Source organism: Lachnoclostridium sp. An169 (genome assembly GCF_002160525.1).
GTDB classification, from domain to species: Bacteria; Bacillota; Clostridia; order Lachnospirales; family Lachnospiraceae; genus Mediterraneibacter; species Mediterraneibacter cottocaccae.
Genome location: NZ_NFKT01000004.1, coordinates 88,760 through 106,471, shown reverse-complemented (window position 1 = coordinate 106,471; position 17,712 = coordinate 88,760). Strand labels below are relative to the sequence as shown.

Below are 17,712 nucleotides of genomic sequence, written 5' to 3'. Positions count from 1 at the left end.
TTTTTCTTCTAAACCGCAGAATAAATATAAAACGCGGACGGACTAATTATCCTCTGCGGATTTTTCATCCGTGGATTCCGCCTGTGCGGTTTGCCCTGACTGCTCTTTATTATCCCGCGCACCGGAAGCCCCGGTCTCTTCCGCATTCTCCCGTGTGCCGGAAGTCCCGGTCTGTTCCGCATTCTCCCGTGCGCCGGAAGTCCCGGTCTGTTCCCCGGTATCCGGCGTATCTGCCCCCAGATCTGTCACCGCGGCAGGCGCCACACCGCGTTCCGGCGCTGCCGGCTGCTGTGCTGCCGTGTTCTGCGCCTGCGATGCGGCATGTACAGCCATGTCATCGATTACAGGCAGTTCCTGTGTCTTGTCCAGATCCCGTACGGCTTTTTCATTCTTCAGAATCTTCCACAGCTTTCTGCCGGAATAGATGGCATAAGCCACGCCAAGGATCATATAGACCACGGCAATAAAAGACATTGCCCCCATGTTGGCCGGTCTCTGCTCTATCATCACATACAGGAGCCTGCCGCCGAGAAAAGCCAGATATGCGGCCAGTACAATCCGGAAAATGTATGCGTATTTACTGTTCATGCTTTTATCCTCCGTAACCTTCTCTGTCCCCCATTTTAACATAGAATCCGCGGCAGTTCCACCGCAAAAAAGCTCCCGTCAGCAAAGCTGTCAGGGATTTCAACGTATTTTCCCCGCCACTTTTGCATACATCGCGATCATCAGGATGTTAAAAATAATCAGGTATACCGGAAACAGAGATACCGAGATATGATTGGCAATCAGCCCGAACAGGGGCGGCATAAAACAGGAGCCCACATAGGCGCTTGCCATCTGTACCCCGATTACCGCCTGGGACTTATCCGCCCCGAAAATAGCCGGTGTCGAATGGATGATGCAGGGATAAACCGGGGCGCACCCGCAGCCGATGATCACCAGTCCGGCGACTGCGGCAATATTGCCGAAAGGCAGAACGAGAAGCAGGATTCCCAGAGTAATCAGAGCCTGTCCTCCCCGTATCATCTGTTTGTCATTGAAACGCATGGTGAGAAAACCGCTGACAAACCTTCCTCCGGTGATGCCGATGCAGAAAAGGCTGGCATAGGCTGCCGCCTCCTGCGCTGTAATGCCATTATGCAGCACCATATAACTGCTCCCCCAGAGCATGGACGTCTGTTCTACCGTTGTATAACAGAAAAAGGCGGTCATGGTTGCCTTCGCTCCGGGAATCGCAAAAATTTCTCTCAGAGAAAGTGCTCTTCTCTCTTTCGGCACACCTGTTTCCGCTTCTTTCGCCGCTTCCTGCTTTCTCCAGACCGGAAGGCTTAAAAAGAGTCCCGCGCTTAAAACAATCTGAATTACAGAAATAATAAAATACCCCCGGTTCCATGTCATCCCGTTGGTCAGCGCATAGCCCATGACATTAGGCCCCACGATCGTCCCCACGCCCCACATGCAGTGAAGCCAGCTCATATCCCGGCTGGAATAATGAAGCGCCACGTAGTTATTCAGCGCAGCATCCACGCTTCCCGCTCCAAGGCCGTACGGAACCGCCCACAGGCACAGGGCACCGAAAGAGCCGCTGACCGAAAACCCGAACAGGGCAGCCGCAGTCATCGCAACACTGATGGCAGTAACCATGCCTGCTCCCAGTTTCTTTGTCAGGCGGTCGCTCTGCAGGCTGGATACGACCGTTCCCATGGAAATAATCATGGAGATAATTCCGGCAAAAGATACCGGCACGCCGAACTCCCCGTACATCGTCGGCCAGGCTGACCCGAGCATGGCATCCGGCAGCCCGAGGCTGATAAATGCGACATAGATAATCGTTAACAATAAATGAACCATGTTTAATATCTTTCCTCCTGCTACAATATATTTCATTGGCGCTTACCGGCATCCAGATTGTGTCCGCAGGATGTCTCTGAGCGCTTTTACAGACCACTGTCAGAAGCGGTGCACCCGCAAGAAATACACCTTCAGCATGTCAGGTAATAATTTCAAAGTTCTTTAAAATCCGGCCTGACTTTTTACTTGCGGGCTTTTCTGGGGACTGAATTTTATGTACAAGAGACATTTTAAGGTTTGAAGCACTTTTTGTCCATACATTCCTGTCATATTTTTTCTGATCTTCTTTATTCTGTCTAAATCGTATCTATGCCGATTTTCAAGAGTATATTATAGTATGGGAAGGGGACGGCAGCGTGTTATACGTGCCGTAAAACGGAAAAAGAGAATACAACGAACGCTTCTATTGAAAATCGCAGCAGACATTCAGCAGCGCATAACCGCTCGGCGCCGAATCCGCAGCGTTTGGGATATACAGGCTTTCCCGGTGTATCTGTCTCCGGAAAATGCCCGTATATCCCCTTCTTTTTGCAGAAAAATTACAGATATTTTTTTATAAATCTGATCTCATCATCATTTGCCCTTTCAGCCAGTTCCGACCGAATATTCAGATGGAATACATGTCCTGTGTTTTCATCCCCGTAGATCTTATACTCACAGGGAATCCCTTTCTTCCTCAGAAACTCAGCCATAGGCTCACACTTATCCCTCAGGAAATCACCGCCCGAACTCAGAAGGTATGCCGGCGGATAAACCGGCGTAACAGCATCCAGCACATTCAGTTTTTCCCCGAACTGCTGCGGATCTGTACCGAAATAATCTGACTTCTTCAGACCGTTCATTTCTTCGTGCAGCGCCTGCGCCTTCAGATCGTACATTCCGCAGTTGAGTCCAAGCGCGCAGATTTTGACAGACGGCGGGAAAATTCCCATCACCTCAGCATACTCGGGATTCGTGCAAACGGCCGCATACTGGCTTGCGATCTGGGCGCCGGCAGAATCTCCCACCAGAGCGGCTCTCTCCGTATCAAGCCCATAGATTCCTGCCTTATCCGCAATCCACCACATCACCTGATTCAGATCCTCCAGCGGCGCGGGAAATTTATACTCCGGAGCAAGACGGTAATTGAAGCTTACCACCGCAAATCCCTTCTGCGCCAGGTTCATGCAGTAAAACTGATACTGCTTTGTGCTCCCATAAACATATCCGCCGCCGTGTACGCTGACAAGAACCGGCAGTTTTCCCGGCACGGACTTTGGTCTGTATATATCAAGTGTATTCCACGCTCCTTCCGGACCATAGGGAATATTGTCAATGCGCCGAATATCCGGCGGAGTTCTTAATCCTTTATCTCTTGCCGCATCAGCAAATGTACAAATTGTTCGAAATAATACGGATTGTAATGACATAGTTATCCTCCTGTTCTTCCTGCTTTTCAGGGCATCCCGGCGCAGACCCGGATACCGCTGCAAAACGGACCGGGTTTTTCTGATCAGAACGCGAATCTTCCGTTCCCGGCTCTTCTTTCGTTTCCGTCCGGCAGAACAACCACCGCATCGGCGTTTGCGGGGATTTCGCCCTGTAAGGATACCTTTTCCCCGCATTTCTCCCAGCGGACATGGACTATGCCGCAGGGCGTATCCAGGCTCCCTTCTGCAAATTTCAGACCACAGTCATAAAGCGGGGCAATGCGGATTCTGTCATAGCCGGTTCCTTCATTCTGAATACCGAGTATTCTCCGGTACAGAAAATCACCCACACAGCCGAAAGCATAGTGGTTGAAGGAGCATCCGCACACAGCGCCGTCCTCCCGGATGGCGTCCCAGTTCTCCCACATGGTAGTGGCGCCGTGCTCCACCTCATAGAGCCAGGACGGGCAGCGCTTCTGCCAGAGGACCTTCCAGGCAGTGTCCCGGCATCCGCTGTCACAGAGTACATCCAGAATATGCGCCACCGACATAAACCCTGTGTCCAGGCGGTCATTGTTCTCATGGATCATCTGGTCCAGCCTTGCTGCAAACGCCGGGCGCTCCTCCTCCGGAATCATATTGTACTTAAGTGCAAGAATATAATTTCCCTGCATCTCCTGCGTAAGCTTTCCTTCGCAGACAAACTCCTCGTAAAATGCCTGTCTTACACGGCCCGCATACGTCCGGTATTCCTCTGCCGTATCCTTATGCCCCAGCAGTTCGGAAACATCCGCGTACATATCTGCATCCGCCGCAAGGAGTGCCGTATCTACGCAATTCATAGTCAGGAATGAGGACGCCGGGCCATCGGAGAATCCGTTCGCATCCCGCACACTCGGCACAAGCCAGTCGCCGAAATGGAATCCTGTATTGATCACATACTTCTGGTTCTCTTTCCTCCTCTCTGAAAGAGAATCAAACTCCTCCCGGGTCATTCCCCCGAACGGCGAATTTACCGGGAGTTCTGCGGCGGCAAGGCGCATCGCATCCATCCACTTCCCCATCGCTTCATAGTTGTCTGTTAATACCTTTTTATCCCCCATAAGACGATAGAGCTGCATGGGAAGCGTCAGGATCACATCTCCCCACCCGAGGGAACCTGCCGCAGTCTGCTGTACATAATTTTTAATCAGAGGTACCGTATTGAGCACATGTCCGTTCCCGTTCTGTTCTGCGCGGATACTCTTAAGCCAGTCTTCATAGAAAGCGGTCATATCCTGATTATACATCGCTGTGGCTCCATATACAACCACGTCTCCCGTCCATCCTGCTTTTTCTCTTGTAGGACAGTCTGTAGGAATCGTAATGTTATTGGAACGCTGGCTCTGGAAAATATTGTGCTGCAGCTGATTTAATTCTCCGTCCGAACATGAGAAGGAGCCGGTCACTTTATTGTCGGTTCCGATGGCAAGGGCAGTAAGGCGTTCCGCTTTCCAGTCACTTCCGCCTTTCATCCGCACATAGCGGAATCCGTGATAAGTAAAACGGGGAGAAAACACCTCTTCCCCGCTGCCTGCGCAGATATAGGTATCTCTCTGGGCGCGTGTCTCATCCCCTTCAAACGCATAGGTAAAGTTCCCGTCCGGGTCCAGGACTTCTCCATGCTCAAAGGTGACGGTTTCCCCTGCTTCTCCACGGATGACGGCGCGGATTACGCCTGCCAGGTTCTGTCCGAAGTCCGCAAGAATGTCACCGTTCGGCGCGGTCCAGACTTTTTTTGCCGGAAACTCTTCCAGGACTTTTGCAGGCGGGAAATTCTGTCCCTCCGGAATTGGAAACGCATAGGGTGCGCTGCCAGAATCTTTCTCTCCCTGTTTCACATACCTTTCTCCGATTCCGCCCTTTGTGCGGACCGGCTTCCAGAATGCGGCATCTTCCTGCGCGGCAGGATAATCTATGTCCGAAGGATCCTGCATATCCCTCCTGGCGTCCACCGTCTCTCCGAGAAACAGGTCTGCCATGCGCACCGGACCGTCAAAGGAATATTTCCATTCCCCGTCGGTGCAGACGGTTTCTTCTGTCCCGTCTGCATACTCTATTTCGAGCTGTGCGAGAAGCCCCGGCGTCTCTCCGTATTCACACCCTCTGCCAAGCGCGATCTTTCCCTTGTACCAGCCGTCTGCAACTGTGACGGCGATTGCGTTTTCTCCTTCTTTTAGCAGCGTTTCCGCCGGATATGCCTGATAACGGATTCGTTTGTCATATGTGGTAAATCCCGGGTTCAGCAGTGTATCTGTCACTGCCTTCCCGTTAATCCTGACATCATAGATCCCATGCGCGGTAATGTAAAGCCGCGCACGTTTCACACCGTCCTTTACCGGGAACAGCCTTCGCATCCGCACGGGAGGATCATAGGGTTCCAGTCCGTTTGACCGGAGATTTGCCTCATCCGAAAGCATATCCACCTGCTCTCCTCTCATCATCGCCTGTACAAACTCCCCCCACTTCTTCTGCGCTCCGGTCAGCGGATTGACCGGAAGCTGCGGCAGCGGATCCGGCTCGATCCAGACCGCCTTCCAGTCTGCGGCATGGAAAAATCCGGTTTCAAACTCTGCGTCTGCACTCTCTGCCTCCATCCCGGATTCTGTCCACACAGTCACACGGAACCGGTAGCCGCAGGCGGATTCAAGTGCCTCTCCTGCATATTCGATCTCTGACTGGGCAGCGGATTTTACCCTTCCGCTGTCCCAGACCTCCCTGCCGGACCGTTTTTCCACGCAGATGCGGTACGACTCCTGGTATACATTCCTTTCACCGCTCTCCAGTTTCCAGGAAAAGCGCGGAGACTGTGTCTCCACCGCCATCGGATGTACCATATGTTCACATTTTAAATCTGTTATATGTATCATACTGCTTTCCTCCTTGGTTTTTCTGCCGGAACATCATCCTTCCTGCTCGTTCAGCGCCCGGATCACAGCTTCATACAGCGGTTTTGCCTCCGGCACCATACCGGCAAGTTCCGATACGGTCATCTCATAGGCCATCTTAATCATGGGATTGTCCATCATCCCCGGAACCATCTGCTCAAACATCTGTACTGCAAGCGGCTGTGACAGAATCTCCCCGAAGGTGCTCTCCATGGTAAAACGATCCCGTTTCAGACTGGTGGCGGTGTCATACTCATATTCGTACACACCGGAACCGGCTTCAATCTGCTCTTCTTTCTCCGGAAGGACAATCACCGCCGTTGTATTCGCCGGAATCTCGGCGTGAATTTTCAATTTTCCGTCCCGGCAGACATATCCGGATGCGATCTGTCCGTATGGACACTGAAGTTTCGCGTGGACTTCCTCCAGACCTTTCACGAGCATCGGACGGATCAGTATCTTTTTGTATCCGGGCTCCAGCTGGCTGATTCCTGCCGCCTTCCGGTACATCCAGTCCCCGATGGAGCCGTAGGAATAATGGTTCAGGGAATTCATTCCGGACTCGTCAAAGGTTCCGTCCGGTTTGATGGAATTCCAGCGTTCCCATATGGTGGTCGCCCCCATGTTCACTGCATAGAGCCAGGACGGGTAATCCTCACGCATCAGCAGCGTGGACGCCATGCCGTGCGCGCCGTTTTCCGAGAGAACATGGCAGAGGTACGGCGTACCGACAAATCCGGTCGCCAGATGGTTTTTATGGTTTTCAATGTTGACAACCAGTGTCTGAAGGATCCGCTCCCGGTCCTCCGGCCTCGCCAGGTTAAAGTACAGGGAAAGCACGCAGCCTGTCTGTGTCTCGCTGACGATCCGGCCCATGGGCGTATAGTACTCCCTGCGGAATGCTTCCAGTGTCTTTCCGTAGAGTTCTCCGTATTTCTCAGCTTCCTCTTTCTTTCCCAGTACCTCTGCTGTCTGCTTTACAAGGTCCGTCACGTAAAGGTAATAAGCATTGGCGATCAGATATTTGTCTGTCGCCCCGGTGCGGTCCGCGCTTTCCTCCTTGTCGAGCGCTAGCCAGTCTCCGTACTGGAAGCCGCTCATCCACAGTCCGTTGCTCTCACGGTGGTCTGTAATATAATCCACCCATTCATGCATACATTTCCAGTTTTCTTCCAGAATCCGTGTATCTCCGTATGTCTGGTATACAACCCAGGGAACGATTACCGCCGCGTCGCTCCACGCCGAAGAACTGTATTGCCCGAGAATATCAGGAACCACATGGGGGACGCCCTTCTCCAGGGAAGAATCCGCAGATACATCTCTCATCCATTTGCTGAAAAACAGCGCCGTGTTCCGCAGATATGAGGCGGTCCAGGAGAACACCTGGGCGTCCCCGGTCCATCCCAGACGCTCGTCCCGCTGCGGGCAGTCGGTAGGAATATCGAGGAAATTTCCGCGCATTCCCCAGGAAATATTGCTCTGCAGCTGGTTGATCTTCCGGTTCGAGGTATGGAAGCTTCCGGTTTCCTCCATATCAGAGTGCATCACACAGGCGGTAAACATCTCCGGACGCATATGCTTTTCTTCGATTCCCTCCACACAGATATACCGGAACCCGTGGAAGGTAAAATGCGGGAAAAACACCTGTTCCTCTCCGTTGCAGATATAGGTATCCTCAGACCGCGCCTGACGCAGGTTTTCTGTATAGAAATTGCCGTCTTTATCCAGGGTTTCCGCATGCCGGACTGTTATTTTCTGTCCTTTCGTCCCATGGATCCGGATCTCCGCCGCCCCGGCAAGATTCTGACCGAAGTCCACCACTTTCTCTCCCTTCGGGGTAACGAATATCTTCTGGGCAGGGATACGCTGCGTAATCCGCACAGGCTCGTTTTCCTGCGCGTGAAGGATTGTGCGGTCAAATTCCATGATCCGGACTTTTCCGGAAGCCTCGCCGGGAACGTATGTCGTATCGATCGTCTCACCCATGTAGATCTCGCTGCTGCGGATCTCTCCGGTGCGCACATACCATGTGTCATCGGTGGCAATTACATCCGTGCTTCCGTCTTTGTAAGTGAGATGGAGCTCGGCGAACGCAGCGGTCCGGTCCCCATAGCGGTCCGGTCTTAGATCGAAACCGAACATACCTTTATACCATCCGTTTCCCACCGTGATCTCAATCCGGTTATCCCCCTCTTCTCCGTTGCCCGAATTCAGCTGCCCTGTAATGTTGTACACCTGGTACAAAAGGCGTTTATGGTAGCTTGTCCACCCCGGCGTCATATGGTCCTCCCCCACACGTTTCCCGTTCAGCGTCATCTCATATACCCCCAGCGCCGTGGCATAGACCACAGCCTTTTGCAGAGGTTTCCTGACAGAAAATTCTTTTCCGAACACCGGGCATGCCGTCTCATCCGCCGGGAAATCATGTGTGATCATCTGCGCCTGGAAGGAAGCCGGGTCAAAGATTCCTGTTGCGAAGGACATCTCCGCACAGTCCGATTTTCCGTGATTATCCCACACATTCACCTTTACAAGATAATCCGTCTCATCCGTCAGGGCTTCGCCGCCGTAGGGAATCAGCACGGAGTCCGCGCTCTTTACTTCCTGTGTATCCCATACCTTTTTGTCTCCCGCCGTCACCTCAATCCGGTATTTCTCCTGAACGGTATTCTTTTCCTCTGATTCAATTTTCCAGGAAAATCTCGGTACAGCCACATCCAGGCCAATAGGATTCTTTCTGTATTCTGTTCTGAGATCATAAAGTTTCATTTTCGCAATCCTGTCCTTTCTTACAAACTGTTTTTTGTTTTTTTATTCTCCAAAACACTCACTGATAAAACTCTGTACTGCTTTCAGGTCTTCCTGCGCTTCCGGCAGTACCGGAAGGAAGATGTATCCGTGCATCATGCCGCTGCGGGGAAGAAATACTGTCCTGACGCCCTGTTCCTTAAGTCTGCGGTCAAGAAGAACCGCATCGTCATACAGCACCTCAGACCCGGAAACATTAACCAGTACTGGCGGGAATCCGTGAAAATCACCGGACAGCGGAGCGCCGTAGGGATTCTCCAATACATTGCTCTCACTGCTCTGAAAGTATTCTGCCTTTACTTCTTGCGCCAGATTTGTAATCATACAGTCTGTCCCGGCATTTTTCTTATAACTTTCAAGGTCCTTTGTATACTGCAGAGTAGGGGATGCCGTTACAATACACGCCGGAAGGGGAAGCCCCCTGTCTTTCGCCATCAGGGCGGCAGAAAGAACCAGATTTCCCCCGGCGCTTCCTCCCATAAAAGCTATCTTCTCCGCAGGATACTCCTCCAGAAGAGCACGGTAGACGGCAAAACAGTCTTCTGCCCCCGCCGGGAACGGATGTTCGGGCGCCAGCCGGTAGTCTGCGGATATTACGTTAAATCCAAGCTCCGCAGCCACATATCCGGTAATGTTCCTGCTCTGTCTGGAACTTCCGCTCACAAATCCGCCGCCATGAATGTAGAAAACAATCCGGTCCGTACGGTTTTTGCCGCATGAGATATATTCCACAGGCACGTTTCCAAGCTCCCCGACGCTGAATTCTGTGCCTTCCGGAAGAGGGCTTTGGGCGGACATTTCCTCCTCCTGCTTTCTTCTCGCCGTGTAATCAGGCCGGTTATCCGGATCGTATACGCTTCTCCCTTTCATTATCATATCAAATATCATCGTGTGGATCTCACTCATTTTATCCTCCTTCCCTGTCATCTGCCGGAAAACATCGTCCAGCTCCGGATTTTAAGTTCTTCTGTGTCCCGGAACCTCAGAACTGCTTCATATTTTCCCGGAGGGGCGCTGATCCGGCTGTTCTCCTGGACACCGTCCGCAATCCGGCGCAAAGAGCAGCAGTTCCTGCTCTTCTGTCTGCTCCTGATGTTCCGTCATACATTCCTCCGGCTTTTCTTCCGCAGGATACGGGAATTTTCCGCTGTTCCTGCTTATAAAAACGTCTCGTGCCGGAATGGAGTCCTCTCCGCCCAGGCACAGGACATTCCCTGTCATTCGTATTATGGTCCTGATTCTTTATCTCGCGCTTTTCCTTTTTGCGATCTCCTCATGGATAGCCGGGAGTCTCTTCTCCAGGTCAAACAGGATAGAGAGCACGAACATCAGCGCAAACAGGGCAAGCGGTACATAGATATTAAAAGTAAAGATCGCCTGCACGGTCGCCGGTGAAGCCGTCGCCGCGTCCGGATTGTACGCTGCGATCGCCAGGCACCACGCAACCATGGACGTACCCAGGCCGCTTCCGACCTTGCTTCCGAAACCGGAAGCACTCTGGGATGTCGCCAGCATCCGGTTGCTGAACTTATATTCATTGTAGTCGATCGCCATAGCCGTCAGAACGCCGAGCAGGCACATCATCGGAATATTCGCAAAGGAACTGAAACATCCGAGTACGGTATTGTATACAAAATCGTACGGATTAATAAGACGCAGAACATTCGCAGCCATTCCTATAAAGAAAGACACCCGCAGCGTCTTCGTCACACCGAGGAATTTTGTCAGCGGTCCCACAAGAGCAAATCCGAGGACTGTCGGAATCAGACCGACCGCTCCCTGGATGCCTACCAGATTATCGTTTCCATAGATCCATTTCGCATAATAGGTTCCGGCTGAGTTCGCAAGACCGTATGTAATGTTTGCAGCCAGTCCGAGCACCAGAACGATCACCCAGTATCTGTTGTGGAAGAGATTGACGATCGCCTTGAAGAAGGGGATCGCTTCCTCCGCATCCGGCGGTACAGTTCCCGCTTCTTCGGCGGGATTGGTCTCTCTGCCGGTCTTGTAGCAGATCAGCAGGAAAATCAGGGTAAGCACCGCCAGTACCACGCTGAATTTGATCCATGCCATCTGGTCGCCGCCGAGCATATTGGTAATCGGAATGATCGCCACTGCGATAATCATACCTGCCACATATCCGGCTCCCGCTCTCCAGGTTCCCATATATCCCCTCTCCTGCTGGCTTGCCGTACGGACAACCATCAGGGAACCGTAGGGAATGCAGATTGCCGTATAGATCACTGCAGTCAGCAGAAAGTTCGTAACAAACATGTATACCAGCTGTGCCGTCGAACTGATGCTCGTGGGAACCGTAAAGAGCAGAACGATCATGACCGCCGCCGGGACCGCCATCCTGAGCAGCCACGGACGGTAGCGTTCCTTTCCTGCCGGAGTGTGGTCTACAATATTTCCCATAATCAGATCGGTAAACGCATCCAGAATTTTTACAATCAGGAATGCCGTTCCCACGGCGCCCGCTGCCAGCCCGACCTTATCCGTATAGAAATAGGTAAGCTGTCCGACCAGTCCGGAGATCGCGTTTAGGGAAAACTGCCCAAGGGCGTCGCCGAAATAATCGCCTGCGCGCATAACCTTCTGGATTCCGTCTTTGTCTTTCCCAAGTGGTTTCTTTGCCATTTTTCTCATCCTTTCTTTGTCCTTTTGTTTTATGAGCTTATTCTATTTCAAACCTCATATTTTGTATTTCATATTCGTCTTTTATATTATATATTTGTTCTGTCTTTTAATTATATTTCTGTTCTGTCTTTTGTCTCTTTTTTACTTCACAAACCGGAGAATAAATGATATAAATATAAAGATGTGATAAATAAACAGATCAAGAAAGGAACATTAAAATTAATGAATCAAAAACAGCGCAAAAACAAGAATCCTCTTATCATCGCACTCCACCTCCTTCAGGGGGCGCTGATCGGTCTCGGCGCCGTACTGCCCGGCATATCAGGAGGTGTGCTCAGCGTGATCTTCGGCGTGTACAAACCGGTCATGGAGCTGCTTTCCAACCCCTTTAAAAATTTCAGGTCGCACGTTCCCATGCTGATCCCCTACATTGCCGGGGCAGCAGTTGGATTCCTCGGAGTAGCCAATATTCTTGCGTTTTTCCTGGAAAAATACCCTGATCCGTCTGTATGTGTGTTTATCGGTCTGATCACAGGGATGCTCCCGTCTCTGTTCCGTGAGGCAGGAGAACAGGGAAGAAGCAGAGGCTCCTGGATTTCCCTGGCAGTCTGTGCCTGTGTGATCTTCGCCCTGCTGATCGGGCTTGATATGACTTCCGTAGAAGTTGTGCCGAACTTTTTCTGGTACCTGTTCTGCGGTTTCTGTCTTGCCCTGTCCCTGATCGCGCCCGGGATGAGTTTCTCCACGCTTCTGATGCCGCTCGGACTGTATACTCCATTCGTGGACGGCATCGGACACTTTGACCTTGCCATTCTCATTCCTGCGGGAATCGGCGCACTGGTTACGGTCATCTGCCTTGCCAAAGCAGTAAACGCTCTTTTCGACCATTTTTATTCGATTGCCTTTCACGGCATTATCGGCATCGTAATCGCAGCGACCGTTATGATTATCCCGGTATCCGGATTCCTAAGCCCCGGTACCGCTGTCGTCAACGCCCTGTGCATCATTGCCGGCATCGCCGCGGCGCTTGCACTGGACAGATTCAACAGCAAAGTAAAGGTAGAATAATATAAATAATAGCGGGAGGGATTCTGTTCTATGGATAAAGTTTCAGACATTATAGATTTTCTGGAAATGCTGTACCCGGACTCCGGAGTGCCCTGCTGCCTCCTGGACGCGGACGGATGTCTTCTGTCCGCCTGTCCGGACTGGATGGAATCTTTCCCGATCCCGGAAAAATATACCGGCCGCCTTCTGGACAGCCCGGAGCACATCTCTTATCTTTCCACCGCTTACGGCGTATATTTCGGCTGTGTCCGCGCTGCTCTTTCTGCGCAGGATAACAGCCGCAGTCTGTCCGGAGCAGACTTCTGCGGCTGTTATTATCTTATCTTCGGTCCCGTGAACCTGACCCCCTATTCGGAATCTGAACTGCACCGCCTGTTTGACGATTACGGCGTACGCCAGGAAGCGCAGTCGTCCCTCCGGTCTTTTTTCCGGATGGTTCCCCAGTTTTCCCTGAACTCTTTTCTGCAGAAGCTTGTATTTATCAATTACTGTGTCAACCAGGAAAAACGTTCCGTCAAAGATGTGCTGCCTGCCGTCTTAAGCGACGATGTCGCAGTGACAGCGCAGAGTACGGAGAAACTTTATGAGCAGAAATCTGCCGAAGAGCACAATAACTCACACGAACTGGAAACGGTGCTCATGGAACTGGTGCGTACCGGGAGACCGGACAGCTTTCAGGATATCATGATCAATGAATCCGGTCTGCATGCCGGAATTACCGGTCCCACTTCCCTGCGCCAGCTTAAGAACAACATCATCATTACAACGACTCTGTCCACCCGCGCCGCCATCGAAGGGGGGCTTGATTCCGATACGGCATTCCAGCTCTCGGATACCTTTATTCAGACCGCCGAGCAGATCTCCGACCCGGATGCGCTCAACGAACTGATGGGGAAAATCGTATACACGTTTGCCCGGCGGGTTCAGGAAGTCCAGACTCCGGTCACATCCGACAGCATCATTATGAAGGCGGTCCGCTATATCCAGAAGAATACGGCAAGCCATATCACCGTTTCCGATGTGGCCAGATACATGGGCTTCAGCCGCAGCTACCTTTCCTCTTACTTTAAAAATGAACTGGGGTTCTCCATCGGAGACTTTATCACGCGCTGCAAGATGGAAGAGGCCAGACAGCTGCTCCGCTATACGGACCGCCCGGTCAGTTCCATCAGCAGCTGCCTGTGTTTTTCAAGCCAGAGCCATTTCCAGACTGCATTTAAACATAAATACGGCGTCACGCCGCTTCAGTACAGAAGAGAAGCTCAGAAAGAAGGACTCCGGAAAGCGGAGTCCTGACTGCCTTTTTCTATTCAAGTTCCAGTTTTTTCTTTAACTCCTCTGCAATCTCAAATGCACTGTAACGCATCGGAATCTCATACGTCTCGTCCGGGCTGTGCTGCGAGTTCCAGACCTGGGCGTAGAACGGATTCTCCCGCGCAATCTTCGGATAAGCCCAGGAATTCTTCATACATTCCGGACACCAGTGACCTCCCTGCAGTACAGCATTCACCGACATCATAAATTCATGTCCCGATGCGCAGCGCCATCTTGCCGGCGTATAAATATCTTTCACCGTTTCCTCGAGATATTCTCCGCCGCGGAACTCTGCCGCCTTCCTGAGATCCTCAGGATCAAGATTCTCTATTCCCTTTTCCTCATCGTACCCGTGGTCAAGACATACGGCCGGCTCTTCCGCCGGATGGTGCAGTTCGAAAGGCTTCGCGTTTTTCTTTGCTTCCAGGGAGCCGAAGAACGCCTGTATCCAGTCTGTTTCATTATTTTCTTCCATCCAGTCCGGTCCCATTGGTTTTGCCGCGATCTCTTTATTGTGGGCCCGCATCGCCGCGGCGTCAGGCATCATAGACGCAATCAGCGGATTCGCCATCATCCGTTCCATCTCCTGTTTTACAGATCCCCAGTAAATATCTGCCGGAATCTGACGGAAATGAAGCTGCTCTTCCAGTTTGTCAGAATCTGTGTAGTACTGGCCATGGAAGTTAAACCGTGCCACATCATGAGGATCATAGATGTCCTCATACCGGATTCCCATAGGCTCCAGGGAAAGTCCTGCCAGTTCCCAGGTCGCCATACGGTAATCTCTGCCCGAGCTTAAATTGTATGCCTTTCTCCAGAAGCTCTCATCAACCCAGTCCTCGCACAGATTTGCCATACAGATACCGGAATCGACAGATGTGCTCCACTCCAGCACGTTATTTGCCGGCTGGTGGAAAATGATCGGCTCCTCGCCTGCCCCTTCCGCACTCGGATGCTGTCCGGTCTGGCGGATAGACACCCAGTATTTTAAACCGCTGTCAAACACTGCCGCCTCGGAAAATACTTTCGACACTGCGTAATAATCATGAATGGACGGATTCATCGGATCTCCCACCCGTCCGAACTGAACCGGTTCCAGTCTGCTTCCCGTCATGGCTACGGTTCCCACATAGGCGAAATGTACTTTATCCGGGTCCGGCTGTTCTTTGATGGCTTTGATAATATTCAGCGTAGATCCTATATTTGTGTACAGAGTTTTCTCCGGGTATTTATCCGCGGCGGGAGATACCATGGCCCCGATATGAAGAACATAGTCCGCTCCGTCCACGCCTTTTTTGATAGTCTCATAGTCCGCCATATCCCCCCAGATAATTTCCAGGGACGGGCACATATACTTTTTAAGAAGCGTCCGGTTCTTTTCCGACGGTCTTGCCAGAATCCTGACCTGGAACCGGTTGTTCCTGGAAAGAAGCTGTTTCATCGTCTCCTGTCCCATAATTCCGGTCGCTCCGGTCAGAAATACGACCTTCTTCGGCTTCTTCGCGTAATTGTGCTCCTCTTCCCTGTCAAAATTCAAAGCCGCGTCAAAGGCTTCCCTTGTGGCGTTTATCGCTCTTCTCGCCATCGCCGCGTCGCCGATCTCATAATAACCGATCCCCAGATCATAACAGATCTCTCTCAGGGCGGAACTGTCGCGTTTCACTGCCCCGACCGCCACAACAGCATAATCGCAGGGATACTCCACCCTGTTTCCGTCCTTATCTCCGATCACTTTTCCGTCGGCGATCTCTGTAACCTTCACTTCTGTCTCCGGCCGGATGCCCGCTCCATAGATACTCTCTGTCACACAGATCTTCCGTGTGCTCCCCATATCGGCGCAGAAGTCTTTCATCATCTCAAGAACTGTTACCTTTACGCCTTTTTCCGCGAGATATTCCGCTGTCTCCATTCCTACCATTCCGCCGCCGATTACAACCGCCGTTCCGCTTACCGGAACCCTTCCGTCCAGCACATCGTGGGAATTCACGACAAACGCCTTATCTATTCCCGGGACAGACGGAATCACAGGCACCGCTCCAATAGCGCTGATTACGGTATGGGGATGAATTTCACGGATCAGGTCCGGAGTAACTTCGGTATTCATCCGGATGTCAACGCCCAAACGCTTTGCCTTATCAGCCATCTTCTGAACCGCCTGCTTCATCTCCGCTTTTCTCGGGGCCTCCCCTGCTGTCAGGAACTGGCCGCCCAGGACAGCGGAAGCTTCGCACAGAATCGGGTTATGTCCCCTTTTTTTCAGGATAATCGCCGCTTCCAGGCCTCCGATGCCGCCGCCTGCGACGAGAACCGTCTCCGGTTTTGCCGCCGGGGTAAGAACACATTCTTCTTCCCTGCCAAGTGCCGGATTCCGCAGACAGGTGATACATGGCGAGTCCACATTTTCAAATCCGTCATAGCATCCCTGGTTGCATCCCACGCAGTAATCAATATCCTCTGTGTCCCCGTTCTGCGCTTTCACACAGAAATCCGGGTCCGCAAGCTGCGCCCTTCCGATCACAACCAGATCCACCTTGTCTTCCTCCAGGATTTTCTCTGCCAGTTCCGGCGTATTAATACGCCCGACCCCGACGGTAAGCATGCCTGTCTCTTTCCGGATACGCGCTGCATTCTCAATGTTGAACGCTCTCGGAATATCAACCGGCGGCACTTCATACTTCAGTCCGGCTGTCAGGATATTCCCCCTGGAAATATCGAGCACATCCACCCCTGCTTCTTTTGCCATTGTGCAGAAGCGGATTACTTCCTCGATTGTAAGTCCTCCTTCCAGATAGTCGTCGTGGGCGTCGATCCTCATAAACAGCGGCATATCGTCCGGCATATTCCCGCGGATTGCGCGGATGCACTCCAGCGGGAATCTGCTGCGGTTTTCAAAACTTCCTCCGTACTCGTCCGTCCTGTGGTTGATGCCTCCGGACAGGAAGGAATGCGGAAGATAATTGTGGGCGCAGTGAAATTCCACACAGTCAAAGCCTGCCTTCACGGCGCGCTCCGCCGCTTTCCCGAAACATTCCGTCACCTCTTTTATCTGCTCCTTTGTCATACCCGGCAGCGTCAGCCCCGGCCCCATCGGCATGTCCGATGCCACGAGAATCTGTGCCGTCTGGTCCATTCCTACCGCAAGACTTCCCTGCCAGAGCTGAAGACCGGCTTTTCCTCCTGCTTCATGGATGGCATCCGTCAGAGATTTTAAACCGGGGATATATTTGTCCTCACTGATGGAAAGAAATCCTCTCGGCGCACTGGGCGTGTGTACCGAACATACCTCGACAATGTTCAGGCCGCATCCGCCCTTTACTCTTGCCAGATGATAACTGACCAGCTTTTTTGTCACATAACTGTCCCGTCCTGAAAATTTCGTTCCCATTGCCGGAAGAATCACACGGTTTTTCAGTTCCATCCCTCTGATCCTGACCGGACTGAATAGTTTTTTAAACATGTAACCTGCCTCCTTTTCTTCTTGCAGCAGTTTTTGAAAACCGTTAAAACTGCCCTTGTCATTACTATACATAATACATCCGATGGACAGTCAAAAACAAATAATACACAATTTTGACCGCCTGTTTTTGTGAAATTCTGATAGATATTTTTGTCTTCAGTCCACATTTCCCTATGGATTTTTTTAACAGGACTGTTTATAATAAAAAAAAGCCTACACCAGGTGAACACTTAGA

At 51.8% G+C, this 17,712-nt stretch carries 10 protein-coding genes; 2 read left to right on the top strand and 8 right to left on the bottom strand.

Going from position 1 to position 17,712, the window contains the following annotated elements:
• Positions 1 to 42 precede the first annotated feature (42 nt).
• The 7 genes from B5F07_RS04595 to B5F07_RS04560 all read right to left on the bottom strand — a co-directional run bounded on the left by B5F07_RS04595 (position 43) and on the right by B5F07_RS04560 (position 11,638).
• Positions 43 to 588 carry a hypothetical protein gene (locus B5F07_RS04595; protein ID WP_087160108.1) on the bottom strand — a complete coding sequence of 182 codons (546 nt, stop codon included), beginning with the start codon at positions 586 to 588 and terminating at the stop codon, positions 43 to 45.
• Positions 589 to 687: 99 nt separating this feature from the next.
• Positions 688 to 1,854 (bottom strand): MFS transporter, encoded by a 1,167-nt coding sequence (locus tag B5F07_RS04590; protein ID WP_087160107.1) that lies wholly within the window; start codon positions 1,852 to 1,854, stop codon positions 688 to 690.
• A gap of 539 nt (positions 1,855 to 2,393) precedes the next feature.
• The gene (locus B5F07_RS04585; RefSeq protein ID WP_087160106.1) at positions 2,394 to 3,263 is read right to left on the bottom strand and encodes an alpha/beta hydrolase; all 870 of its coding nucleotides are present in this window, start codon (positions 3,261 to 3,263) and stop codon (positions 2,394 to 2,396) included.
• Between the two features lie 83 nt (positions 3,264 to 3,346).
• On the bottom strand, positions 3,347 to 6,172 hold the full coding sequence (locus B5F07_RS04580; RefSeq protein ID WP_087160105.1) for an alpha-L-rhamnosidase: 2,826 nt from the start codon (positions 6,170 to 6,172) through the stop codon (positions 3,347 to 3,349).
• Positions 6,173 to 6,205: 33 nt separating this feature from the next.
• On the bottom strand, positions 6,206 to 8,959 hold the full coding sequence (locus B5F07_RS04575) for an alpha-L-rhamnosidase (protein ID WP_087160104.1): 2,754 nt from the start codon (positions 8,957 to 8,959) through the stop codon (positions 6,206 to 6,208).
• Between the two features lie 42 nt (positions 8,960 to 9,001).
• Positions 9,002 to 9,904 (bottom strand): alpha/beta hydrolase, encoded by a 903-nt coding sequence (locus B5F07_RS04570; RefSeq protein WP_162613053.1) that lies wholly within the window; start codon positions 9,902 to 9,904, stop codon positions 9,002 to 9,004.
• Positions 9,905 to 10,240: 336 nt separating this feature from the next.
• Positions 10,241 to 11,638, bottom strand: coding sequence for an MFS transporter (locus B5F07_RS04560; protein WP_087160101.1), 1,398 nt, complete (start codon positions 11,636 to 11,638; stop codon positions 10,241 to 10,243).
• Between the two features lie 222 nt (positions 11,639 to 11,860).
• On the opposite strand from B5F07_RS04560, the gene B5F07_RS04555 reads away from it, so the two are divergent.
• Complete coding sequence (locus B5F07_RS04555) at positions 11,861 to 12,706, top strand: DUF368 domain-containing protein (protein WP_087160100.1); 846 nt, start codon at positions 11,861 to 11,863, stop codon at positions 12,704 to 12,706.
• A gap of 30 nt (positions 12,707 to 12,736) precedes the next feature.
• Positions 12,737 to 14,002 carry a helix-turn-helix domain-containing protein gene (locus tag B5F07_RS04550; RefSeq protein WP_087160099.1) on the top strand — a complete coding sequence of 422 codons (1,266 nt, stop codon included), beginning with the start codon at positions 12,737 to 12,739 and terminating at the stop codon, positions 14,000 to 14,002.
• Between the two features lie 10 nt (positions 14,003 to 14,012).
• On the opposite strand, the gene baiCD is transcribed toward B5F07_RS04550, so the two are convergent.
• Positions 14,013 to 17,477, bottom strand: coding sequence for a bile acid Fe-S flavoenzyme BaiCD (baiCD, locus tag B5F07_RS04545; RefSeq protein ID WP_087160098.1), 3,465 nt, complete (start codon positions 17,475 to 17,477; stop codon positions 14,013 to 14,015).
• Positions 17,478 to 17,712: the final 235 nt, after the last annotated feature.